Genomic DNA, 22,464 nt, shown 5'->3' on the forward strand with positions numbered 1-22,464 from the left:
AATCATGTATTACATCCTCGATTCAAAAGGCGGGTTTCTTTACTCCGATGCCGACAATAAAAACTACCCAAACTGGACACTGATACCGCTTCCTCAACCTTGCTGGAACCCGCGTTTCGCCGGGGCACGGGATAAGGCAACAGGGGAATGGACGGGCATGTGGTTGCAGGACGGGGAGCCAGCCCCTACAGCCGAGGAGCTTTGTGTTCGGATCGACAACTACGCTGACGAAATGCGCCGGTTAGTTGCCGGCGATCCACTGCGGGCAGTTGAGTACGAGCGCGCAGCCGCTGAGGCCCAGCAGTTCAAGGACGACGGCTACCCGGACAATGCGGTACCGCGCACAGTGGCCGCGTGGGCAATCACGGGGCGAACCCCGCGTGAGGCGGCCGACAGCATATTGGCCGAGGCGGAACAGTATGCGGAGGTGTTGTACCAAATCCGCGAGCATCGCCTTCAGGCGAAGGAGTTGATCAAACAGAAGATCGCGGCGGGTGCCGCAGCGGAGGCCAAACAGATTGCTGATGATGCTATCAAGGCGATTCAAACGGCCGTTGCCGGCGTCGGCAACGCGAAGGGTTGACGATGAGTACCGTTCGGCTTTTGTTCAGTCGTTCGAAAAGCCCTTTGGGTGCCCTGATCTGCGCGGCCACCTGGTCACGCTGGAGCCATGTCGCCTTGGTTGACGGCGGCGAGGTGATCGAGGCGACCCCATTCTATGGCGTGCGCCTGATCAACCTTGACGAAGCCATCGGCCGGGCAAAAGAGGTCGCCATTGCCGAGTTGCCGGCCCGCGATCCGCAGAGAATCGTCGACTCCGCCCGCAGCCAGCTCGGTAAACCTTACGACTGGACTGCCGTTCTCGGCTTGGGGCTACGCCGCGATTGGCAAGGTCGGGATGCTTGGTTCTGTTCCGAGCTGATCGCTTGGTCAGCGGCCGAAGCAGGTGAGCCTTGGTACCGCTGTGAAAGTCTGCGCCGGGTAACGCCGCAGCATTTATGGATGCTCCCGCCCGTGGGCGAGCTGTGTACGTGGTGAGATAAAAGAGGGCGACCGGTTCAGATGTTCGAGCACCTGAACCGGCCGCCAGTAGGCAGATGTAGCCTGCGAACCGGCCTAGGCCCCCTCGCTCGCGCGAGCGGACGGGAGCCTACCAGAAGTGCAAAAGGTTTGCAGATGATGCAAGAAGTCCGTTGTGGTCAATGCCGTAGGTTGCTCGCGAAGATGTTGCCGCCGAGCGAGGTTCAAATAAAGTGCCCCCGCTGCGGGGCTATCAACCACCAGAAGGCCGTGAGCCTCGTTTCTCAAGCGCCGCCGAGCGCCGATGATAGAGGCTGTCATGGAAAAGCAACGCAAAGCCCCAGGCCGTAATGGGTTCAAGTACAAGCCACAATTTGGCGTCATCGTGGTTTGCCCCAATGAATCAGAGCAGCAGAGCGCCTTTCAACAGCTCAAATCCCTCGGGTACAAAGTCCGGGTGGTGTGCGTATGAAGGTTCAGGTATCCCACCGCTGTTCCGACTTCGATAGCTACCGGGCCGCACGGGTTAAATCCTTGTTCAACGTGGAGTCAGGTTGTGACGTCGATATCGCGGCCGAGCTGCCGATTGAGGATCTGCCATGGAAAATCGGCGTCATCGTTGGGCCGTCAGGCTCCGGAAAGACGACGCTGGGCAAGGCCATTGGCTCACTCTACGCTCCCCGCTGGCCAAAGAACCTGCCCATGATTGACGCGATTGACCCGATGGGTTCATTCGATGACGTGACCGGGGCCTTATCGGCCGTTGGGTTGGGCACAGTGCCGGCGTGGCTTCGACCGTTCGCGGTGCTATCCAACGGCGAACAGTTCCGAGCGAACCTGGCCAGGCTTGTTTGTGAAGCGCCTGGCATGGCTGTCGTCGATGAGTTCAGCTCAGTAGTAGACCGGCAGATCGCCCGCGTGGGCGCCGCTGCTTTCGCCAAGGCTTGGCGCCGGACGTCCGGGCGGGTGGTTCTCCTTTCCTGCCACTACGACATCCTTGATTGGGTGCAGCCTGACTGGGTTTACGACACCGGTACCGGCGAATTTCATCGGGGGTGGCTTCGGCCAAGACCAAGCTTTGAGCTTGAGGTCCGCGAGGCTAAGCAGCGCGACTATGCCCTGTTTGAGCCGCATCACTATCTGAAGCTGCCGCCGATGGTCGCTTCCACCCACTATGTTGGCTGGGTCAACGGGGAACCGGTGGCCCACATCGCGTTTTCGACCCGGCCGGGGCTGATCGAGGCGCGGGCGTGCCGGCTGGTGGTGATGCCTGAGTGGCAAGGCGCCGGGGTCGGGATGCGCTTCCTCAGCGCCTTGTGCCGCCAGTGGCTGGAGGGGAGCAACCGCTACGGGCGGCCGCTGCGCACGCTCTTCCATACCAGCCACCCCGGCCTCGCGGCGGCACTTCGCAGGGATGAGCGGTGGACGCAGGTCTCGGCCGCCTTGATCGGCGGCAACTACGCAAAGAGCCGTCAAAGCCTCAAAGAAAGTAACCGCCGGCTCGGCCGGCATTCCAATGCCGGCAGCGGTTTCGGCGGCCACTTTCGGGCAGTTCAGGGCTTTCGTTACCTTGGGGAGAACGCATGCGAGTAGCGATCATCGGCCAGAAGTGGTTGGCGGCCGAGCTTTTGAAACGTTGCCTGGCCGAAGGTCACCAGGTGGTAATCGCCATCAGCCCGGCCCTCGGCGCTGATGGCGAATACGACCGGCTCTACGCGGCGGCGCAACAACTGGGTGTGCCGGCGGACTGGGCTCAAGGCAACCTGAACGCTGACCAGGTGCCGGCGTGTGACGTCATCCTCGCCGCACACGCCCACGTCTATATAAAAGAAGACGTCCGCGCCAAGGCGACACACGGCGCGCTGGGCTACCACCCCTCGTTGCTGCCAAGGCATCGAGGCCGGGACGCGGTGCATTGGGCGGTTCATATGCGAGAACCGGTAACAGGCGGTTCGGTCTATTGGCTGGACGACGGGGCGGACACAGGGCCAGTACTCGCCCAAGACTGGTGCCACGTCCGGCCGGATGACACGCCTCAAGTGCTATGGCGCAGAGAACTTGCCCCGATGGGGCTTCGCCTGTTCTCCCAGGCGCTGTCCATGCTCGATGCCGGCGTCTACTGTAAAGGCCATCCACAAGATCCTGCATTGGCGACCTGGGAACCGGGGGTATCGAACAGGCGACTATCGAGGTGAAACGAAGAAGGCCCCACAGGGGGCCTTCTTTATGCAATTCTTTTGCACTCTGTGAAAAACTTTCCACGTCCATTTATCGCGCATCAAAGCCCGAATTTTTCGCGCCGCGCATCACTTTCACCAGAAGGATTGGTGATTATTTGGGGTAAAGCGGCGGAAGGCCACTGTCACCCACCGGGTCCTGAACCCGCTCGGCAATCGGGATCGCCTTGATTGCCCGCCACAATTCTTCGCCTTGCCAGTGCTGGCCGGTTTCGCTGTAGAGCGCGCCGTTCAAGCCGTCCAGCGCGTCGGACAATGGCACGAAGCGGGCGGCCATGTCGGCCAGGGTTTCCGGTTGTTGCCGGGCCCAGGCGTCGAGGGCCTGGCGGGTGGCGTGGGAGTCGTTGGCCTGACAGGCGCGTTTGAGGTCGTCGAGGACGGTGCGCGGGCTCGGGCCGGTCTGCGCGGCACGCAGGATTGCAGGTTGCCAGCGGGCGCGCCACCAGAGGCCAAAGCCCAGCAACGTGGTACAGGCCAGAATCAACGTGCTGAGTTTCCACTTCCACAGGGTTTCGCTGTCGACGCCGGCATTCACCTGCGCGGTATTCGTTGGTGTATCAACCACCATGCTTGGATTGCTCGCCACTTGCAGGGTTCGGGCCGGCAGGCTGCTGTGCTCCAGGTGATCTTCGAAGGTGTTCCACCAGACCACTTCCACCGCGGGTAATTCGATTGCGCCACTGCGGCCTGGCACCAACGCTTCGCGATCTTCACGACTGCCAGTCAAGCCGCGCTCGGTGCTTTGGTTGCTCAGCACCGGTTGATCCGGGTAGCGCCGCAGGCCGTTGACGTCGGTGGCGGGCAGCGGCGGCAGTTGTGAGCTGGCCAGGCCTTCGGCCTTCAAGGTCAGGCTGCGGGTCAGCGAGTCACCCACCTGCGCGTGGTCCGGCTCCGGGTTCCAGCTTTCGCTCAGGCTCAGGCTACGGGCCGGCAGCCATGGCAGGTCGGCAGGGTAAGTAATGGGTTTGGCCTTGACCGTCAGCAGAATCGGGGAGGAGCTGACTCGCATCAGTTTTCCGGATTTTGGCACTTGGGTTGCGGCGTCCTGGGCGGGCTGCGTGTCCACGAGCGTTGCACTGAATAGCTGCGCCGGAATGGTCAGTTCGCCGCTGTGTTGCGGGTAGATCGCATAGCGCATTTCGATCACGCCATGACGCAGATTGTTGATGACTTTCTCGTACGTGCGCGACTCGCCCAGTTGTTCGATACGCGCATCGGGAATCTGCAACGGGGTCAGGCTGCTGTCGTCGTACAGCGACACCGAATGGTAGATGCGCAACGTCAGGATGGCCTGGGCCTGCACGTACACACTGGTCTGGTCGAGGCTGGCGTCGATGAACACCGGGGCCAGTTTGTTCGTGGTGTCCTGGGTTTCGCTCTCGACCACTTGCACGGTGATCGGCTGGCTCTGCACCTCGCCCAGCTGCAGCGATGGAATCGTCACGCTGCCGTTTTCCTTCGGCAGCAGGGTGATGATCCAGCGCGTGGTGGCGCGATTGTCACCGTTGAGGGTGGTCAGTTGGTTGACCTGGCGGGTGCCACGCACTTCGAACAGCGGTTCCAGCGGCGCCAGGTCAGGCTTGCCGAACTGCGTCACGTCGTTGGATTCCAAGGTCAGTTCGACCGTCTCACCGGAACTCAGGCGACTGCGATCCACACTGGCGACCAGCGCCGCTGCCTGGGCCTGAACGGTGCAGAACAGCAGGGCGAGCATGAAAAGGGTGAAGCGGGTCATCGAGTTTTTTCCTGATCCTGATGTTGTTGCTGTTCGTACCAGAATTTGCGCCTGAGCAGTTCACCCGGGTCATCCGGGATCTTGCGCAGCCATTGCTCCAGCGCCTGACGCTGTTCGCCATCGATATTGTCGCTGGCCGGACGCAGCGGTGGCGTGGTGGTTTGCTCATCGCCCAGTTCACTGCCCGGGACTTCATTGGTGCCCGGTTTCGGCGGTGTTGTGGCCTGCTGCCCGGCGTCCGGCGTGGCCTGCTCGGCGTCGGATTTCGGGTGGTCATTGTCCGCCGGTTGCGTGGCGGCACCCGGTGGCGGTTCCTGCGCGCTGGTCTCGGCGTCGTCATCGGCGGATTTCTGCGGCTCAACCGGTGGCGGTGCGTTTTTCTGCTTGAGCAGATTTTCTACCAGTGTCTTGTTGGTCTGTGCCGGGCGCAAATCCGGTTGCCGCTCCAGTGCCTGATCGTAAGCATCGAGCGCCGCTTCCAGCTCACCGCTTTTGGCCAGGGCGTTGCCACGATTGTAGTGGGCGTGCGCGTCATTGCCCTCGGCGAACCGCTGGGCGGCGCCGCTGTAGTCGCCGGCCTCGTAGAGCGCCACGCCTTGCCACTGCGCATCTTCAAAATGCTGCGAAGCCTTGGCCGGATGGCCTTGCCTGAGTAAATGCAGGCCCCGTTGATCGGGGCGCAGCCACAAGTCTTCGAAGTCGAAGGCATAGCTCGGTTGCGGCAGCAGAAACAGTAAAGGCAGGCAGAACAACCAGCCACGGCGACCGGCGCACGCCGCCAGCAGCAACAACGGCAGCAGCAACCAGTAACCCTGATCGGCCCAGGTGTCCAGGCGCAAGGTCTGGCCGTCGTTGCGCAGCGTACGTGGACCGTCGAGCAGGCCGAGCCCACGCAAGTCGGTATCGCCCAGACGCGCCGGGCGATAGCGTCCGCCGAGTTCATTGGCAAAGGCTTTCAGGCTCGGACTGTCCAGGCGTGCCACCAGAATCGCGCCTTGATCGTCCTTGAGGAAACTGCCGTCCTCCTGTGCGACCGGCGCACCTTCGGCAGTGCCGATTCCGAGCATTAGAAACTGCGTCGATTTTCTGTCCAGCGCCTGGCGAATGCCTTCGCGTTCCAGCTCTGTAAGGGTTGAACCGATCAACAGGATCCGGCCGTCACCCAAAGCGCCCTGATTCAGCAGGGCCAGGGCCTTGGTCACCGCAAGATCGGCGCGATGACCGGCCTCGGGCATCAGCGAAGGTTTGAGCGCGTCCAGAAGATTGCGGCTGGTCGACAGGTCATCCGACAGGGGCACCAAGGTGTGGGCACTGCCAGCGTAGACGACGATTGCAGTCTGGGCGTCGCTACGGATTTGCAGCAGGTCCAACAGTTTGCGTCGGGCCTGTTCGAGTCGGTTCGGCGCAACGTCGGTGGCGAGCATTTCCGGGGTCAGCTCCAGCACGACCACCAGCGGGTCGGCGGATTTCTGGCTGATTTGTTCGACGCGCTCCCAACTCGGCCCCAACAAGGCCAGGACGGTCAGCACCCACGCCACGCCGAGGACGACCCACGGCAGCTTGCTGTCGCGACCGTTTCCACCGCTCAACAAGGCGGCGTGAAAGGCCGGTGGCAGGATCATCTGCCAGCGCCCAGCGCGTTTTTGCCGGTGCCAGAGTTGCCAGAGCAGCCAGCCCAGCAACGGTAACAACAGCAGCCACCAGGGGCGGAACCAGTACGGCCACAGCGCACTCATCGGCGCCTCCGCAGACGCAGGCGTTTGAGCCGCTGGCGCCAGTCAGGCAGTTGCGTTTGCAAAAACAGATCCTTGGTGAACAGCCGTTGTAGCGCGTTGTCCGGCCAACGCTCGCGCACCACCAGCAACATGCTCAGCAGCAGCGCCATCGCCAAAGGCCAGTGATACAACGCCTGCGCCGGGCGGGCCTGGGTCGGTTGCTGAGTCACCGGCTCCAGTTTGTCGAGGGTGTCCTTGATCGTCTGCAGCTCTTTGCCATCGTGGGCGCGGAAGTACTGACCGCCAGTGGCTTGGGCGATGGCTTTCAAGGCCGGTTCGTCGAGGTCCAGGCTCGGATTGATCCCAAGGAAGCCCAAGGTGCCACTTTGCTCCGGGTCGGCGCCGATGCCGATCGAGTAGATTTTCACGCCTTCTTTCGCCGCCAGTCGCGCCGCCGTGAGCGGGTCGATTTCGCCGCCGTTATTGGCGCCGTCGGTGACCAGAATCAGTACGCGGCTCTGGGCCGGCCGCATACGCAGCCGTTTGAGGGCCAGGCCGATCGCATCGCCAATGGCGGTATTTTTGCCGGCGATGCCGATTCGCGCTTCGTCGAGCCACACGCGCACGGTGTGCCGGTCGAACGTCAGTGGCGCTTGCAGGTAAGCCTGGCTGCCGAACAGGATCAGGCCGACGCGATCACCGTCGCGACGTTCAAGGAAATCACCGAGCAAATGCTGAACGAGCGACAGTCGGCTGACGTCTTCGTCCTGCCACTGCATGTCGGGGAAATCCATGGAGCCGGACACGTCCACCGCCACCAAAAGATCGCGACCACTGGCAGCGATCGGCAGTGGTTCGCCCAGCCATTGCGGGCGCGCCGCGGCTATCAGCAACAACAGCCATAACAGAATGAACGGCGCTTGCTGGCGCCAGGCCGGCAGGTTGGCCCGGGCACGGCGGCGGGCCAGGCCTTCGAGGTCATTGAGGAAGCTGACTTTGAGCGCCGGTTCGCCACTGTCGGCCACCGGCAGCAGGATGCGCATCAACCAGGGCAGCGGCAGCAGGGCAAAGATCCACGGCCAGGCGAACTCAAACATGTTTGCGAATCCAGGTGTCGACGGCCTGGGTGAGGCCGGCGATGGCCTTGTCGTCGAGTTTGCATTCAGGTTTGTAGGCGCCTTCGACCAGCACCATCCAGCGGGTCAGGCCGGCGGCCGGGCAGCGGTTGTCGAGGAACGCCAGCCATTTGCGCCCGTTGAGGGTATGGCTCTGGCTGTAGGGGTAATGGTTGCGGCACAGGCGCTTGAGCAAGCCGTTGAGTTGCTGCAACCAGGCGCCGGCCGGTGCGCCGTCGTAGGGTTTTGGCAACCGCGCCAGTTCGGCGAGTGCGGCGATACGCACCGGGTCCAGCGGTTGTTCGGCGCGCACAATCGGGCGTTTGTTCGGAATGAATCGCCGCGCCTTCCACAGCCCGAAACCGATCAGCGGCAGCAACAACACCAACAGCCACCAGCCAGGCGCGGGTGGCCAGAACTCGATGGGAGGCGGGGAGATCAGCGGTTGCAGTTGATCGAGGCTGCTCATCGACCTTTCCCCGGTTTCTGTGGGTTCAGGTACTCGCGCAGTTGCTCGACCATCTCGCTTTGGGTGCTCAAGGGCATCAGCAATACGCGCAGCTTTTGCGCGAGCAGTTCCCAGCGGGCGATGCGCGCTTCGGCCTGGGCGCGGTAAGTCTGGCGCAGGTCGAAATTGAGCGTGTCGAGTTCCAGTTGCGCACCACGTTCGGCAAAACGTAGAAGCCCGGCGGCGGGCAGGGCGTGGTCCAGCGGGTCGGACAGCGGCAGCAGCAACAGATCGCAATGGCGCGACAACAGGCTCAACTGCTGTTCGGAACCTTCGGTCAATGCGCGTTCGTCACAGATCACGATCACCAGACTGCCGGGGCGCAGCACTTCCCGTGCACGCCGCAACGCCAGGTTGAGGGAGTCGCGGTTTTGCTCGCTTTCGGTGTGCAGCGACTGATTGACCCGTACCAGACGGTTAAGCAGTTGCAGCAGGCTTTGTTTGCTGCGCCGGGGTTTGATCTCGTAATGCTCGTTGTCGCCGAATACCAGCCCGCCAACCCGGTCGTTATGGCCGAGTGCTGCCCAGCCAATCAGGCTTGCAGCCTGGGCGGCGAGTACCGATTTGAACATCAGCCCGGAGCCGAAAAACAGCCGACGGCTTTGCTCGACCATGATGAAAATCGGTCGCTCGCGTTCTTCGTGAAACAGCTTGGTGTGGGGTTCCTGGGTGCGGGCGGTGACGCGCCAGTCGATGCTTCGCACGTCATCGCCGGCCTGATAGACCCGCACCTGATCGAAGTCCACGCCGCGGCCGCGCAGCTTGGAGTGGTGCAGGCCGATCAGCGGACTGCGCTGGCTCGGCGTGGAAAACAGCTGCACTTCGCGCACGCGATGGCGCATCTCGATCAGCTCGGCGAGGCTGACACGGATGCCCGGCTCGGGCGGCAGGAGGGCGTTCATCGGGGTCAAGCGACGGCTACGACGTCGAGAATCCGCTGGACCACCCGGTCCTGATCGATGCCCGCGGCTTCGGCTTCAAAGGAAAGAATGATGCGGTGACGCAGCACATCGAACAGCACCGCTTGAATGTCTTCCGGGCTGACGAAGTCACGACCGGCCAGCCAGGCGTGGGCCCGCGCGCAGCGATCGAGGGCAATCGAGCCGCGCGGACTGGCGCCGTAGGCGATCCATTCAGCCATCTCCGGGTCGAACTTGGCCGGGGTGCGCGTGGCCATGACCAGTTGCACCAGGTATTCCTCCACGGCGTCGGCCATGTACAAGCCGAGGATTTCCTTGCGCGCGGCAAAAATCGCCTGCTGGCTGACCCGGCGCTCTGGCTTGGTTTCACCGTTAAGGGCTTCGCCACGGGCCTGTTGCAGGATTCGGCGTTCGACGGCGGCGTCCGGGAAACCGATTTTCACGTGCATCAGAAAGCGGTCGAGCTGCGCTTCGGGCAGTGGATAGGTGCCTTCCTGCTCGATCGGGTTTTGCGTGGCCATCACCAGAAACAGCGGCGACAGCTCGTAAGTACTGCGCCCGACGCTGACCTGGCGTTCGCCCATGGCCTCAAGCAGGGCGGACTGAACCTTGGCCGGGGCGCGGTTGATTTCGTCCGCCAGCACCAGGTTGTGGAAGATCGGGCCTTGCTGGAACACGAAGCTGCCGGTTTCCGGACGATAGATTTCCGTACCGGTGATGTCGGCCGGCAGCAGATCGGGGGTGAACTGGATGCGATGGAACTGGGCTTCGATGCCTTCGGCGAGTTCTTTGATGGCCTTGGTTTTGGCAAGCCCCGGGGCGCCCTCGACCAGCATGTGGCCGTCGGCGAGCAAGGCAATGAGCAAGCGCTCGATGAGTTTTTCCTGGCCGAGAATCTGCGTTGAAAGAAAGGTTCGCAGCGCTAGCAGCGCTTCACGATGTTCCATCGATGACTGTTCCTGGAAAGGGTGACCGAAGACGTTCGAATAACGCCAGGGCTGGGGGCGTTACTTTAATCCATCGCGGGGGGCGGCGACTAACGGCATTTTGTGCAAAGTGTGGGAAATGGTTGGGGAAATTGTTGGAGATTTGTAGTGGCTGGGTCTTGCGGTGTGCTTTCGTACGCCTTCGCGGGCAAGCCTCGCTCCTACAGGTATTGAGTCGTACGCATTATCTGCGGACGCTACTGACCTTGTAGGAGCGAGGCTTGCCCGCGAAGGCGCCCGTTCAGGCGCCATCAAATCTCGCTTATATAGATGCCAGTCCCTTTGAGGATGTTCTGCAGCGTTTCTTCCACTTCCGCCAGATCGCCGGCATCCGTACTGTGAATGATCTCCAGCGAATCATCCCCATTCAACGCATCCGCATCCGCCGCCGCAATCTCAATCAGCAGCCGGGTAGCGCTGAGAGTCACTTTCACCCCGTCCAGGGTCGACGGTTCGTCGCCGAGGCTGATGTCCAGCGCGTCTTCGTCCGGATACCGGGTCATCAGGAACATGTCGCCCTGTTCGCTGTGGCAGCAGAGCATGGCCATGTTGTCTTCTTCGTCATCGCACGGGTTGACGATCAAGAGTGGGGTGGTCATTTGCATGGGGAAATCCTGGCTCGGCGAGCGTTGTGAACGCAATAAAAGGCGATTCTGCCAGCCCTCGGGAATTTCTGCTTGTCTGAGTGTCAGAGGATGTGTCGTGAACACTTGGGGTGTTGCTGGTCATTTCTGGTACGGATGTACCGTAAAACCGGGGATAAAACGCCCGTTTTCCTGCACGGCTGCTAGTGTTGTTCGAGGCATATGACGCGAGCTGCGTACCGATGACCGAATATGTCGCAGCGCCGCAAGCACAGGCCTTGCCGCACTCGTTAAGCTGCGCATCGAATGGATATCCGTAAAGGCATTGTGCAATTCATCGCACAGGCGTTTTTGCCGATAACCCTTCATGGAAGGTGAATGTGACCTGAGTGTCTCGTCCAGCTTCACCCACCTGTCACCCTGTTTCCTCTGCCCGAGAATCAGGAACAGGGTGACGGATAGCCCCGAAAGGGGTTTTGCACGCGACGCTTCCATCAATAACAAGCCCAAGCGGAGTACCACAGATGGCGTTCTTCACCGCAGCCAGCAAAGCCGACTTCCAGCACCAACTGCAAGCGGCACTGGCCCAGCACATCAGTGAACAGGCACTGCCACAAGTGGCGCTGTTCGCTGAACAATTCTTCGGCATCATTTCCCTGGACGAGCTGACCCAACGTCGGTTGTCCGACCTCGCCGGCTGCACCCTTTCTGCGTGGCGCCTGCTTGAGCGCTTCGATCACGCGCAACCGCAAGTGCGCGTCTACAACCCGGATTACGAACGCCACGGCTGGCAGTCGACCCACACCGCGGTCGAAGTGCTGCACCACGACCTGCCATTTTTGGTGGACTCGGTGCGTACCGAGCTGAACCGTCGCGGCTACAGCATTCATACCCTGCAAACCACTGTGCTGAGCGTGCGTCGCGGCAGCAAGGGCGAGCTGCTGGAAATCCTGCCGAAAGGCACCCAGGGCGAAGGCATTCTGCAAGAATCGCTGATGTACCTGGAAATCGACCGTTGCGCCAACGCGGCCGAGCTCAATGTCCTGACCAAAGAGCTGGAGCAGGTTCTCGGTGAAGTCCGCGTCGCGGTCACCGATTTTGAACCGATGAAAGCCAAGGTCCAGGAAATCCTGAGCCACCTGGACAGCAGCCAGTTCGCTGTCGATCCAGAAGAAAAAGCCGAAATCAAAAGCTTCCTGGAATGGCTGGTGGGCAACCACTTCACGTTCCTGGGCTATGAAGAATTTGTGGTTCGCGATGAAGTCGACGGTGGTCACATCGTCTACGACCAGGACTCCTTCCTCGGTCTGACCAAACTGCTGCGCACCGGCCTGACCTACGATGACCTGCGCATCGAAGACTACGCCGTGAACTACCTGCGTGAACCGACCCTGTTGTCGTTCGCCAAGGCTGCACACCCAAGCCGTGTACACCGTCCGGCCTACCCGGATTACGTGTCGATCCGTGAAATCGATGCCGACGGCAAAGTCATCAAGGAATGCCGTTTCATGGGCCTGTACACCTCGTCGGTGTATGGCGAGAGCGTGCGGGTCATTCCGTACATCCGCCGCAAGGTCGAAGAAATCGAACGCCGTTCCGGCTTCCAGCCCAAGGCTCACCTGGGCAAGGAACTGGCACAAGTAGTCGAAGTGCTGCCGCGCGACGATCTGTTCCAGACCCCGGTGGACGAGCTGTTCAGCACCGTGATGTCGATCGTGCAGATCCAGGAACGCAACAAGATTCGCGTGTTCCTGCGCAAAGACCCGTACGGCCGTTTCTGCTACTGCCTGGCCTACGTGCCGCGTGACATCTACTCCACCGAAGTGCGCCAGAAAATCCAGCAAGTGCTGATGGATCGCCTGAAAGCCTCGGATTGCGAGTTCTGGACCTTCTTCTCCGAGTCCGTGCTGGCTCGCGTGCAACTGATTCTGCGCGTCGACCCGAAGAACCGTCTCGACATCGATCCGGTTCTGCTGGAAAAAGAAGTGGTTCAAGCCTGCCGCAGCTGGCAGGACGATTACGCGAGCCTGACGGTTGAAAGCTTCGGTGAGGCGAGCGGCACCAATGTGCTGGCCGATTTCCCGAAAGGCTTCCCGGCCGGGTACCGCGAGCGCTTCGCCGCGCATTCGGCGGTGGTCGACATGCAGCACCTGCTGAGCCTGACCGAAAAAAATCCACTGGTGATGAGCTTCTATCAGCCATTGGGTCAGGTGTCCGGTCAACGCGAACTGCACTGCAAGCTGTATCACGCAGATACGCCGCTGGCACTGTCCGATGTGTTGCCGATCCTGGAAAACCTCGGTCTGCGCGTGTTGGGTGAATTCCCGTATCGCCTGCGTCACAACAACGGCCGCGAGTTCTGGATTCACGATTTCGCGTTCACCGCTGCCGAAGGCCTGGAACTCGACATCCAGCAACTCAACGACACCCTGCAGGACGCTTTCGTCCACATCGTGCGTGGCGATGCCGAGAACGATGCGTTCAACCGTCTGGTGCTGACCGCCGGCCTGCCATGGCGCGATGTTGCGCTGCTGCGCGCCTACGCCCGTTACATGAAGCAGATTCGTCTGGGCTTCGACCTGGGTTACATCGCCAGCACCCTGAACAACCACACCGACATCGCTCGCGAGTTGACCCGGTTGTTCAAGACCCGTTTCTACCTGGCGCGCAAGCTGACCGGCGACGATCTGGAAGACAAGCAGCAACGCCTGGAACACGCGATCATTGCCGCGCTGGACGAAGTCCAGGTGCTGAACGAAGACCGCATCCTGCGTCGCTACCTGGACCTGATCAAGGCCACGTTGCGGACCAACTTCTACCAGACCGATGCGAACGGCAAGAACAAGTCCTACTTCAGCTTCAAGTTCAACCCGCACCAGATTCCCGAGCTGCCGAAGCCAGTACCGAAGTTCGAAATCTTCGTTTACTCGCCACGCGTCGAAGGCGTGCACCTGCGCTTTGGCAACGTTGCTCGCGGTGGTCTGCGCTGGTCTGACCGTGAAGAAGACTTCCGTACCGAAGTCCTGGGCCTGGTAAAAGCCCAGCAAGTGAAGAACTCGGTCATCGTGCCGGTCGGCGCCAAGGGCGGCTTCCTGCCGCGTCGCCTGCCACTGGGTGGCAGCCGTGACGAGATCGCGGCCGAAGGCATCGCCTGCTACCGCATCTTCATCTCGGGCCTGCTGGACATCACCGACAACCTGAAGGACGGCGCGCTGGTTCCGCCGGCCAACGTTGTGCGTCATGACGACGATGACCCGTACCTGGTGGTCGCTGCGGACAAGGGCACTGCGACCTTCTCCGACATCGCCAACGGTATCGCCATCGACTATGGCTTCTGGCTCGGTGATGCATTCGCCTCGGGCGGCTCGGCCGGTTACGACCACAAGAAGATGGGCATCACCGCCAAGGGCGCGTGGGTTGGCGTACAACGTCACTTCCGCGAACGCGGCATCAATGTGCAGAAAGACAGCATCACCGTGGTCGGTGTCGGCGACATGGCCGGTGACGTGTTCGGTAACGGCTTGTTGATGTCGGAGACGCTGCAACTGGTCGCCGCATTCAACCACCTGCACATCTTCATCGACCCGAACCCTGAGCCGGCGAACAGCTTTGCCGAGCGTCAGCGCCTGTTCGACCTGCCGCGTTCGGCGTGGTCGGATTACGACACCAGCATCATGTCCGAAGGCGGCGGGATCTTCTCCCGTAGCGCGAAAAGCATCGCGATTTCCCCGCAGATGAAAGAGCGTTTCGACATTCAGGCTGACAAGCTGACCCCGACCGAACTGCTGAATGCCTTGCTCAAGGCCCCGGTGGACCTGTTGTGGAACGGCGGTATCGGTACTTACGTCAAAGCCAGCAGCGAAAGCCACGCCGATGTCGGCGACAAGGCCAACGATGCACTGCGCGTGAACGGTAACGAACTGCGCTGCAAAGTCGTGGGCGAGGGCGGTAACCTCGGTATGACCCAACTGGGTCGTGTCGAATTCGGTCTAAATGGCGGCGGTTCCAACACCGACTTCATCGACAACGCCGGTGGCGTGGACTGCTCCGACCACGAAGTAAACATCAAGATCCTGCTGAACGAAGTGGTTCAGGCCGGTGACATGACCGACAAGCAACGTAACCAGTTGCTGGCGAGCATGACCGACGAAGTCGGCAACCTGGTGCTCGGCAATAACTACAAGCAGACTCAGGCCCTGTCCCTCGCGGCCCGTCGTGCCTTGCCGCGGATTGCCGAATACAAGCGTCTGATGAACGATCTGGAAGGCCGCGGCAAGCTGGATCGCGCCATCGAGTTCCTGCCGGCTGAAGAAGCGATCAACGAGCGCATCGCGGCAGGCCATGGCCTGACCCGTGCCGAGCTGTCGGTGCTGATCTCCTACAGCAAGATCGACCTCAAGGAAGCGCTGCTTAACTCCCAGGTGCCGGACGACGACTACCTGACGCGCGACATGGAAACCGCTTTCCCGCCGAGCCTGGTGAGCAAGTTCTCCGACGCCATGCGCCGTCACCGTCTGAAGCGCGAAATCGTCAGCACCCAGATCGCCAACGATCTGGTGAACCACATGGGTATCACCTTCGTTCAACGACTCAAAGAGTCGACCGGCATGAGCCCGGCGAACGTGGCCGGTGCCTATGTGATCGTGCGTGACATCTTCCATCTCCCGCACTGGTTCCGTCAGATCGAAGCACTGGATTACCAGGTTTCCGCCGACGTACAACTGGAGCTGATGGACGAGCTGATGCGTCTGGGCCGTCGCGCTACGCGCTGGTTCCTGCGTGCCCGCCGCAACGAGCAGAACGCTGCCCGTGACGTCGCCCACTTCGGTCCGCATCTGAAGGAGTTGGGTCTCAAGCTCGACGAACTGCTCAGTGGCGAGATCCACGAGAACTGGCAGGCCCGCTATGAGGCGTACGTCGAAGCCGGTGTGCCGGAGTTGCTCGCGCGCATGGTGGCTGGCACTTCGCACCTGTACACGCTGCTGCCGATCATCGAGGCTTCCGACGTGACCGGCCAGAACCCTGCGGACGTGGCGAAAGCTTACTTCGCCGTGGGCAGCGCGCTGGACATCACTTGGTACCTGCAACAGATCAGCGCTCTGCCGGTTGAAAACAACTGGCAGGCCCTGGCCCGTGAGGCGTTCCGTGATGACGTTGACTGGCAACAACGTGCGATCACCATCTCGGTCCTGCAACAGGGCGACGGCACCCAGGACGTGGAAACACGCCTGGCGCTGTGGATGGAAGAGCACAAAGGCATGATCGAACGCTGGCGCGCCATGCTGGTGGAGATCCGTGCGGCGAGCGGCACTGACTACGCGATGTATGCGGTGGCCAACCGTGAGTTGCTGGACCTGGCGTTGAGTGGGCAAGCGGTAGTGCCTGCCACTGTCACCGCCAGTGTAGAACTGGAGCCGGCGGCCTGATCAGTCGCTGAATGAAAAAGCCCCGTCTCGAAAGAGGCGGGGCTTTTTTTATCTGCAAGTTTTGTAGTGTTGGGGCGGGCCTCTTCGCGGGCAAGCCTCGCTCCTACAGGGAATGAGTGGTTCCTTGTAGGAGCGAGGCTTGCCCGCGAAGAGGCCATTCGCCTTAATACAACTTCTGACCTGCTGTGTTGTCGATCGTCGACACTTTATCTGTCGATCTGGTCAATAAATTACTGAGCGACTGGTCAAACATTTGTAATGCCCGTACTTGCACATTCTGTTGTTCATTAATATCCGCCACTGACTCTTCGCTACGTTTGTAATCCGCCCACGCTGGACTCAGCGCCTTAGCGTCATGCCTTGTGCAGTACCGATGTAATTGAAGTTCGAATCATAGAACTCCGCACTCACATTTGCCTCGATATCCGAACTGCGCGACGTCATCAATTGGCTGCGGGTGTCAACGATGGCGACCACGTCCGGCTTCGCCGCTCTGAGGCTTTGCATGTCAGGGAACACCGTCACCGAGCCGAACTGGCGTTGCAACGATGCCTTGACCCAGTCCACCGCATGGTCCGGCCTGGAGGTGGCCACGTAGGCGTCGTGGATCGGCTGCACCAGCAGGCTCTGGTCGAAACCGGTGCCGGCGTTGGCCTGATAGTGCTGCAGGTAGGCGCGGTTGGCCTGGATGTTGCGGCGGTAGACGATGCCCAGTGAAACATGGCTGCCATTGGGAACATGCGTGGCACTGCTGCGGCCAACCGGCTCAGTGAAGACGCCGTCCAGCGAAGATACCGCTTTGGGTGCGGTGGGAACTGAGCAGCCCGTCAACAGAACGGTCATTGTTAAGGTACTGACAAGCGCAAGTTTCATGGTGTTTTTCCAGTGGAACAACTTGGGTCGCAAAGTTGTAGTGCCGGGTTGCCCGGCGTGTTTCAAGACTAAACCTGTCGCTGCTTAGTGAAGCCAATCAGCACTTCCTGGGTGACCAATAGTTTAATTGGGCTTAAACGAGGCCCGGTCATTACACCGGGAAATAAAAAGGCCCGGAACGTTAATTCGGGCCTTTTATTTATGGCTGTCTTTCAGCGATCAGTTTTCCAAGTGGAAACAACGATAATCCGCAGTCCGATCCAATCAAACAGCCAATATTCGGGAAGGTGAGGGGACCAATCCAACACAGAATTTTTTGTAGCTGCCTTGTCGTGAGGGGATTTATCCCCGTCCGGCTGCGAAGCAGTTGTAAACCCGGCCAGCACGGTCCTGCTGAGAAACCGCGTGGTCTGATTTTACGACTGCTGCGCAGCCGAACGGGGATAAATCCCCTTGCCACAAGGTAGCTGCTACAAAGGGTCTAGCGAATCGGGAAGCTGTTGAAATCCACTGAATTCGCCAATTGGCTGTCGATCAGGCCAATGAAGCCTTGTACTTCAGGGCAGTTGAAATGCATCTGCATAGCCGCTTCCGATTGCCAGCGGGCGCTGACGTTCCAGCGGTTGCTGTCCTCTGGGCAGCGGTCGACCATATAGGAATCACAGCCCGGTTGTTGACGCAGGGTGTCGACAATCTTTTGCAGTTGCTTACCCAGTTCATCCGAGCGGCCGGCGGCGGCCTGCACCTTTATGGTATTGATCACTTCGTTGGACATTGCTCACACTCCTGAATCAGGCCGGACGAATCCTGCTCATTGAGGGATAACGCTTATGCAGGATAGGCCTGCACCTTGGGACCGCCAATAGCCAATCGCCGGATAAAGCCGCAGACCAATCGATCAGGCCACCTGTTGCAGAATGTCGTGCAAACGGTCCAGCGCGGTGTCGATGTCCAGGGTTTCGATGGCACCAAAGCCCAGGAAAAGCCCGGCCCGTGGCGCTTGCTGGTAGAAAAAGCTGTCGATCGCGTAGAGCCCGACTTCGACTTTTTTGGCCAGCTCGATCACCAATGGAATATCGATAGGCACTTTGCACATAACCACCATGTGGAAACCGGCCGTAGTGGGCACAGGTTCCAGCCAGGGTGAAAGGTCGCCCGCCATGCGCGTCAGAATCCGCTCGCGGCGCCCGGCATAGATCGTATGGCAGCGCCGGATGTGCTTGAGCAGGCAGCCTTCAGCGATGAATTTGGCCAGCGCCCATTGGGGCAGGGTGGAGGTGTGCAGGTCGGTGAGCTGCTTGGCGCGGATGACGGCTTCAAGAATCGCCGGCGGCAACACCGCATAACCAAGCCGCAGCTCCGGCAACATGGTTTTGGAAAAGGTCCCGACGTAGGCGACGATGCCGCGCTCATCCATGCTTTGCAGTGAATCGGTGGGGCGGCCTTCGTAGCGAAATTCGCTGTCGTAGTCGTCCTCGATGATGATCGCGCCCAACTCGTGGGCCCGCTCCAGCAGCGCCACCCGGCGCGCCTGACTCATCGGCATGCCCAACGGGAACTGGTGGGACGGCGTGACGTAAATCAGCCGGGTGCCCAGGGGGATTTTATCCACCTCAATCCCTTCGGCATCCACCGGCACCCCGATCACCGTGGCCCCGTGGGTGCCAAACAACAGACGTGCCGGCGGATAGCCGGGGTCTTCCATGGCGACAATGCTGCCTGGACGCGTCAACACCCGGGAGATCAAGTCCAGCGCCTGTTGCGCGCCGTTGCACACCACCACGTCTTCGTCCTGGCAATTGACCCCGCGAGAAAACGCGATGTGTCGGGCGATTGCATTACGCAGCGCCGGCAGGCCTTCGGGCAAGCTGTAGAAGCCCTTCGACGCGGCGATCTGGCGTAACGCGTGGGAGGTGCAGCGCCGCCAATCGTCCTGCGGGAACTGGCCTTTGCTGGTCGCGCCACCGATGAAGTCGTAGCGTAACGAGCCTTCCAGGGTCGGGTGACGCAAAAACACCGGCAGCTTGCGCCAGGACTCGATCACCTCAAAGCTCGCCAACTGCGAATGGCTTTGCTTGGGGGCGGCGTTGGCTGTCCGGGCATTGACGAACGTGCCTTTGCCGATCACCCCGGTGAGGAAGTTCTCGTACGTGAGTTGTGCATAGGTGTCGGAAATGGTCTTGCGCGAAATGCTCAGCTGTTCGGCCAGCAAGCGGCTGGGCGGCAACTGTGTCCCGGCTGTCAGGCGGCCGGATTCAATGGCGCTGCGCAGTTGGTTGTACAACTGGCCTGCCAGGTCCTTGCGGCCGTTGATGACGACATGAAGTTCCATACCGGCGAGGCTCCTGGGGCGATTGAGGCGCTTGTGGGTCGCGCCAGATTACCCGCATGAGCCGCTGTGCAGAAGTTGCGTGGGCGAAAAACCCCGGATTGGTCTGCCGGCGAATGGTCCACGGCTTTTTCGCTGAATTGGATCTGTAACGTCCGTGCGCCAGCGCCTACCTTGGAAGTCTCTATTTGATCCAAGAGGTCGCTCCATGAATGCCCGCCTGGATTACTACAGCGCATCGCCCAAAGCGATGAAAGCGATGATTGCCATGGAGGCCTTGACCAGCAACCTCAGCATTGAGCCGGCCTTGCTGCATTTGATCAAGATCCGCGCCTCGCAACTCAATGGCTGCGCCTTCTGCACCGACATGCATTCCGTGGATGCACGGCGGCTCGGCGAGACCGATCGGCGCTTGTATTCGATTGTGGTGTGGCGCGACAGCGGCTTCTTCAACCCTCGCGAACGCGCGGCGCTGGCCTGGACCGAAGCGGTAACCTTGCTCTCTGAAAACCATGTGCCGGACGACGTCTACGCCTTGGCCCGGGAGCAGTTCAACGAAAACGAAATGGTCGACTTGACCATCGCGGTCACCACGATCAACAGCTGGAATCGCCTGGCGGTGAGTTTTCGGCAAAGCCCCAGCAGCTGAATCGATTTTCCGCGCCGGGTGTCACGTCAGGTTCATAAACGCTGCGCAGGATGAGGTTTTCAAGGATAGATCGACAAGGAGTCATTGATGTCATTCATGGAATCCACCCGCGCCGCCAGTATCGATCCGGTACTGGCGCAGTCTTTCCGGGTCAGCGCCCGTTGCGGTTGTTTCATGCAAGCGGCCCGCAGCCTCAACATCAAATCAACCCAGTTGCGCAAACACCTGGCGCAACTTGAAACGCAATTGCAGTGTTCGCTGTTCAATCATCAGGACAATGGCCTGGCCTTGAGTCATGAAGGGTTGCAGCTTCAGGCGCAATTGATCGCCCTGGCCCATGAGCACGACGTGCCGGTGATCGAACAGCCGCTGATTCGACTGGCCGTGGCCGAGTCGATTCTGCACGACATTCTGGGGCGAGATCTGGTCTCGCTGTTGCGACGCAACGCCAGCGTTCGCCTGGATATCATCACGCTGGACAGTGAACTGTCGTTGCAGGCGATCAGTGCCGACGTGGTGCTGTGGTTGGCCGGCCCCGATTCACCGCTGCCGGGCCCGAATTTCCCGATCAGTGAGCCGCAGCGCCTGGCGCGACTGGACTATCTGCCGCACATCGCCAAACGTTATTCGCGGGTTGCGGCCCGTCCCGACAGCCTCGATGACCTGGCCGACTTCATGTTGGTGCAATGGCTGCCTGACCGTCAGGTCGAGAGTTTTCGGCCGTGGCACGCTGTGATCGATCAGCGCCTGGCCGGCGTGGTGCAGTTGCATTCTTATGAGCTGATGCTGGAGATGATCCGTTGCAGCGCCTGCATCGGTTTGCTGCCCAATTATATGAGCCGGTTTGATCGCGGGCTGATTGCGCTGTCGGGGCTGTCGGGGCTGTTCGACCAGCCGATGCAGCGCCAGGTGTGGATGGCGGTCAACGCCGAGTCCAAGGGGCAGGCGGAGGTGCAGATGATTGTCGAGCTGATCCACAACACCTTCAATGAGCGGCGCGAGTGGTTTGAAGCCTGAACACTGCCCGCTCCCACAAAGGTTCTCGCCAGATAGGAAGAACGCGTTGTAGAGTTGCCGGCCATGTCTGCATCAAGGATGAGTCACCCATGCCCGCCACCGAACCTGCCATCACCCTCGAACGCTTCAGCGAATCCCACATCGACGGTGTCACCGCGCTCTACAACGACCCGGCCATTACCCGTCAGGTGTTGCAAATGCCGTTTCAATCCACTGAAGTCTGGCGTAAACGCCTGGCATCGGATAACGAGCGGCTGGTGAAACTGGTTGCGCTGCATCAGGGAATGGTCATTGGCAACATTGGCCTGGAACAGTTCTCGCGGATCCGCCGCAGCCATGCCGGCAGTCTCGGCATGGCGGTCGCGGTGGAATGGCAGGGCAAAGGTTTGGGGGCAAAACTGCTGGCGGCTGCGCTGGACGTCGCCGACAACTGGATGAACCTGCAACGGGTCGAGCTTTCGGTGTACGCCGACAACGAAGCGGCCATCGGGCTCTACCGCAAGTTCGGCTTCGAGACCGAAGGCCTGTTCCGCGACTACGCCGTGCGGGACGGCCGGCTGGTCGATACCTTGAGCATGGCGCGCCTGCGTCGCACGCCCCGATCTGACTGATTCAGTCGCCCAATGCGAAAGCCACCGCCGCCTGCGCATGCAGTTCGGTGGTGTCGAGCAAGGGCAGGGCGCAGTGCTCGGGTTTGATCAGCAGGCCGATTTCGGTGCAGCCGAGAATGATCGCCTGGGCACCTCGCCGGGTCAGCGACTCGATGACGCGCTGATACACCTTGCGCGACGCTTCGTTGATCACCCCGACGCACAACTCGTCATAGATGATCCGGTGCACGGCGTTGCGTTCTTCGGCGTCCGGCACCAGCACCGTCAAGCCCATCGCGCTCAGGCGATCCTTGAGAAAAACCTGTTCCATGGTGAAGGCAGTCCCGAGCAAACCGACCTTCAGTGCACCGGCATCCACGGCGGCTTGCCCGGTCGGGTCGGCGATGTGCAAAAACGGAATATTGATGGCTGCCTGAATCTGCCCGGCCACCTTGTGCATGGTGTTGGTACACAGCACCACGCACTCGGCGCCGCCAGCTTCCAACCGCCGCGCCGCATCCACCAGAATCGCCGCCGCATCGTCCCAGCGACCCGCATGCTGGGCCTGTTCGACAGGGCCGAAGTCGACGCTGTACATGAGCAATTTCGCCGAACGCAACGGCCCGAGCCGGTCGCGAACCTGTTGGTTGATGAGGCGGTAATACTCGGCGCTGGACTCCCAGCTCATGCCGCCGATAAGGCCGATGGTGCGCATGTAACTCTCCGATTTTTCCAACTGGGGAGAGTGTCCATCGTTTTG

Annotated in this window: 20 protein-coding genes and 1 pseudogene; 10 read left to right on the top strand and 11 right to left on the bottom strand. The window is 60.7% G+C overall.

All coding sequences use genetic code 11. From position 1 onward, the window contains the following. Nucleotides 1-4: 4 nt before the first annotated feature. The 6 genes from EYC95_RS26000 to EYC95_RS26020 all read left to right on the top strand — a co-directional run bounded on the left by EYC95_RS26000 (nt 5) and on the right by EYC95_RS26020 (nt 3,215). Nucleotides 5-583, top strand: coding sequence for a hypothetical protein (locus tag EYC95_RS26000; RefSeq protein WP_256657002.1), 579 nt, complete (start codon nt 5-7; stop codon nt 581-583). Between the two features lie 2 nt (nt 584-585). Next, nucleotides 586-1,038: a YiiX/YebB-like N1pC/P60 family cysteine hydrolase gene (locus EYC95_RS26005; protein WP_131062875.1), complete on the top strand. Its 453-nt coding sequence runs from the start codon at nt 586-588 to the stop codon at nt 1,036-1,038. A 138-nt stretch (nt 1,039-1,176) separates the two neighbouring features. Next, the gene (locus EYC95_RS26010) at nt 1,177-1,371 is read left to right on the top strand and encodes a Com family DNA-binding transcriptional regulator (RefSeq protein WP_131062876.1); all 195 of its coding nucleotides are present in this window, start codon (nt 1,177-1,179) and stop codon (nt 1,369-1,371) included. Next, nucleotides 1,340-1,492 (top strand): hypothetical protein, encoded by a 153-nt coding sequence (locus tag EYC95_RS30245; RefSeq protein WP_165557507.1) that lies wholly within the window; start codon nt 1,340-1,342, stop codon nt 1,490-1,492. Before EYC95_RS26010 ends, EYC95_RS30245 begins: the two co-directional genes overlap by 32 nt. Continuing rightward, nucleotides 1,489-2,613: a GNAT family N-acetyltransferase gene (locus EYC95_RS26015; RefSeq protein ID WP_131062877.1), complete on the top strand. Its 1,125-nt coding sequence runs from the start codon at nt 1,489-1,491 to the stop codon at nt 2,611-2,613. The genes EYC95_RS30245 and EYC95_RS26015 overlap by 4 nt, the downstream gene beginning before the upstream one ends. Next, complete coding sequence (locus EYC95_RS26020) at nt 2,604-3,215, top strand: formyltransferase family protein (protein ID WP_131062878.1); 612 nt, start codon at nt 2,604-2,606, stop codon at nt 3,213-3,215. The genes EYC95_RS26015 and EYC95_RS26020 overlap by 10 nt, the downstream gene beginning before the upstream one ends. Before the next feature lie 136 nt (nt 3,216-3,351). On the opposite strand, the gene EYC95_RS26025 is transcribed toward EYC95_RS26020, so the two are convergent. From EYC95_RS26025 to EYC95_RS26055, 7 genes are all read right to left on the bottom strand, one after another. Beyond that, nucleotides 3,352-4,992 (bottom strand): BatD family protein, encoded by a 1,641-nt coding sequence (locus EYC95_RS26025; RefSeq protein ID WP_131062879.1) that lies wholly within the window; start codon nt 4,990-4,992, stop codon nt 3,352-3,354. Then, entirely contained in the window at nt 4,989-6,728 is a 1,740-nt protein-coding gene (locus EYC95_RS26030; protein ID WP_131062880.1) for a VWA domain-containing protein, read from the bottom strand. Before EYC95_RS26030 ends, EYC95_RS26025 begins: the two co-directional genes overlap by 4 nt. Next, nucleotides 6,725-7,804, bottom strand: coding sequence for a VWA domain-containing protein (locus EYC95_RS26035; RefSeq protein WP_131062881.1), 1,080 nt, complete (start codon nt 7,802-7,804; stop codon nt 6,725-6,727). The genes EYC95_RS26030 and EYC95_RS26035 overlap by 4 nt, the downstream gene beginning before the upstream one ends. Further along, nucleotides 7,797-8,291, bottom strand: coding sequence for a DUF4381 domain-containing protein (locus EYC95_RS26040; RefSeq protein WP_131062882.1), 495 nt, complete (start codon nt 8,289-8,291; stop codon nt 7,797-7,799). Before EYC95_RS26040 ends, EYC95_RS26035 begins: the two co-directional genes overlap by 8 nt. After that, entirely contained in the window at nt 8,288-9,232 is a 945-nt protein-coding gene (locus tag EYC95_RS26045) for a DUF58 domain-containing protein (protein WP_131062883.1), read from the bottom strand. The genes EYC95_RS26040 and EYC95_RS26045 overlap by 4 nt, the downstream gene beginning before the upstream one ends. Nucleotides 9,233-9,237: 5 nt before the next feature. Continuing rightward, nucleotides 9,238-10,197 carry a MoxR family ATPase gene (locus tag EYC95_RS26050; RefSeq protein ID WP_008150800.1) on the bottom strand — a complete coding sequence of 320 codons (960 nt, stop codon included), beginning with the start codon at nt 10,195-10,197 and terminating at the stop codon, nt 9,238-9,240. 290 nt (nt 10,198-10,487) lie between these two features. Next, nucleotides 10,488-10,841, bottom strand: a complete 354-nt coding sequence (locus EYC95_RS26055; protein ID WP_131062884.1) for a hypothetical protein — start codon at nt 10,839-10,841, stop codon at nt 10,488-10,490. Nucleotides 10,842-11,344: 503 nt separating this feature from the next. Between EYC95_RS26055 and EYC95_RS26060 the strand changes: the two genes are divergently transcribed. Beyond that, nucleotides 11,345-16,246: an NAD-glutamate dehydrogenase gene (locus EYC95_RS26060; RefSeq protein ID WP_131062885.1), complete on the top strand. Its 4,902-nt coding sequence runs from the start codon at nt 11,345-11,347 to the stop codon at nt 16,244-16,246. A 163-nt stretch (nt 16,247-16,409) separates the two neighbouring features. Here the strand turns inward: EYC95_RS26060 and EYC95_RS26065 are convergent. From EYC95_RS26065 to EYC95_RS26075, 3 genes and pseudogenes are all read right to left on the bottom strand, one after another. Further along, nucleotides 16,410-17,119, bottom strand: a pseudogene (locus EYC95_RS26065) (ATPase). A 481-nt stretch (nt 17,120-17,600) separates the two neighbouring features. Beyond that, nucleotides 17,601-17,894: an antibiotic biosynthesis monooxygenase family protein gene (locus EYC95_RS26070; RefSeq protein WP_131062886.1), complete on the bottom strand. Its 294-nt coding sequence runs from the start codon at nt 17,892-17,894 to the stop codon at nt 17,601-17,603. 123 nt (nt 17,895-18,017) lie between these two features. Further along, nucleotides 18,018-19,451, bottom strand: coding sequence for a PLP-dependent aminotransferase family protein (locus tag EYC95_RS26075; RefSeq protein ID WP_131062887.1), 1,434 nt, complete (start codon nt 19,449-19,451; stop codon nt 18,018-18,020). Between the two features lie 205 nt (nt 19,452-19,656). Between EYC95_RS26075 and EYC95_RS26080 the strand changes: the two genes are divergently transcribed. The 3 genes from EYC95_RS26080 (at nt 19,657) to EYC95_RS26090 (ending at nt 21,725) form a co-directional block, all read left to right on the top strand. Continuing rightward, nucleotides 19,657-20,097, top strand: coding sequence for a carboxymuconolactone decarboxylase family protein (locus tag EYC95_RS26080; protein ID WP_131062888.1), 441 nt, complete (start codon nt 19,657-19,659; stop codon nt 20,095-20,097). A gap of 87 nt (nt 20,098-20,184) precedes the next feature. Further along, nucleotides 20,185-21,114, top strand: coding sequence for a LysR family transcriptional regulator (locus tag EYC95_RS26085; RefSeq protein ID WP_131062889.1), 930 nt, complete (start codon nt 20,185-20,187; stop codon nt 21,112-21,114). An 89-nt stretch (nt 21,115-21,203) separates the two neighbouring features. Continuing rightward, nucleotides 21,204-21,725 carry a GNAT family N-acetyltransferase gene (locus tag EYC95_RS26090; RefSeq protein WP_131062890.1) on the top strand — a complete coding sequence of 174 codons (522 nt, stop codon included), beginning with the start codon at nt 21,204-21,206 and terminating at the stop codon, nt 21,723-21,725. 1 nt (nt 21,726) lies between these two features. Here the strand turns inward: EYC95_RS26090 and EYC95_RS26095 are convergent, their stop codons facing one another. Continuing rightward, complete coding sequence (locus tag EYC95_RS26095; protein WP_131062891.1) at nt 21,727-22,419, bottom strand: aspartate/glutamate racemase family protein; 693 nt, start codon at nt 22,417-22,419, stop codon at nt 21,727-21,729. Nucleotides 22,420-22,464 lie beyond the last annotated feature (45 nt).

The sequence above is a fragment of the Pseudomonas sp. BGI-2 genome (assembly GCF_004310295.1).
Classification (GTDB): domain Bacteria; phylum Pseudomonadota; class Gammaproteobacteria; order Pseudomonadales; family Pseudomonadaceae; genus Aquipseudomonas.

Excerpts from the sequence above, each read along its gene's own strand:
- EYC95_RS26045 (WP_131062883.1), bottom strand. The coding sequence starts at position 9,232 with ATGAACGCCCTCCTGCCGCCCGAGCCGGGCATCCGTGTCAGCCTCGCC.
- EYC95_RS26040 (WP_131062882.1), bottom strand. The coding sequence starts at position 8,291 with ATGAGCAGCCTCGATCAACTGCAACCGCTGATCTCCCCGCCTCCCATC.
- EYC95_RS26010 (WP_131062876.1), top strand. The coding sequence starts at position 1,177 with ATGATGCAAGAAGTCCGTTGTGGTCAATGCCGTAGGTTGCTCGCGAAG.
- EYC95_RS26050 (WP_008150800.1), bottom strand. The coding sequence starts at position 10,197 with ATGGAACATCGTGAAGCGCTGCTAGCGCTGCGAACCTTTCTTTCAACG.
- EYC95_RS26035 (WP_131062881.1), bottom strand. The coding sequence starts at position 7,804 with ATGTTTGAGTTCGCCTGGCCGTGGATCTTTGCCCTGCTGCCGCTGCCC.
- EYC95_RS26075 (WP_131062887.1), bottom strand. The coding sequence starts at position 19,451 with ATGGAACTTCATGTCGTCATCAACGGCCGCAAGGACCTGGCAGGCCAG.
- EYC95_RS26070 (WP_131062886.1), bottom strand. The coding sequence starts at position 17,894 with ATGTCCAACGAAGTGATCAATACCATAAAGGTGCAGGCCGCCGCCGGC.
- EYC95_RS26025 (WP_131062879.1), bottom strand. The coding sequence starts at position 4,992 with ATGACCCGCTTCACCCTTTTCATGCTCGCCCTGCTGTTCTGCACCGTT.
- EYC95_RS26060 (WP_131062885.1), top strand. The coding sequence starts at position 11,345 with ATGGCGTTCTTCACCGCAGCCAGCAAAGCCGACTTCCAGCACCAACTG.
- EYC95_RS26080 (WP_131062888.1), top strand. The coding sequence starts at position 19,657 with ATGAATGCCCGCCTGGATTACTACAGCGCATCGCCCAAAGCGATGAAA.
- EYC95_RS26030 (WP_131062880.1), bottom strand. The coding sequence starts at position 6,728 with ATGAGTGCGCTGTGGCCGTACTGGTTCCGCCCCTGGTGGCTGCTGTTG.
- EYC95_RS30245 (WP_165557507.1), top strand. The coding sequence starts at position 1,340 with ATGGAAAAGCAACGCAAAGCCCCAGGCCGTAATGGGTTCAAGTACAAG.
- EYC95_RS26005 (WP_131062875.1), top strand. The coding sequence starts at position 586 with ATGAGTACCGTTCGGCTTTTGTTCAGTCGTTCGAAAAGCCCTTTGGGT.
- EYC95_RS26095 (WP_131062891.1), bottom strand. The coding sequence starts at position 22,419 with ATGCGCACCATCGGCCTTATCGGCGGCATGAGCTGGGAGTCCAGCGCC.
- EYC95_RS26015 (WP_131062877.1), top strand. The coding sequence starts at position 1,489 with ATGAAGGTTCAGGTATCCCACCGCTGTTCCGACTTCGATAGCTACCGG.
- EYC95_RS26000 (WP_256657002.1), top strand. The coding sequence starts at position 5 with ATGTATTACATCCTCGATTCAAAAGGCGGGTTTCTTTACTCCGATGCC.
- EYC95_RS26090 (WP_131062890.1), top strand. The coding sequence starts at position 21,204 with ATGCCCGCCACCGAACCTGCCATCACCCTCGAACGCTTCAGCGAATCC.
- EYC95_RS26020 (WP_131062878.1), top strand. The coding sequence starts at position 2,604 with ATGCGAGTAGCGATCATCGGCCAGAAGTGGTTGGCGGCCGAGCTTTTG.
- EYC95_RS26055 (WP_131062884.1), bottom strand. The coding sequence starts at position 10,841 with ATGCAAATGACCACCCCACTCTTGATCGTCAACCCGTGCGATGACGAA.
- EYC95_RS26085 (WP_131062889.1), top strand. The coding sequence starts at position 20,185 with ATGTCATTCATGGAATCCACCCGCGCCGCCAGTATCGATCCGGTACTG.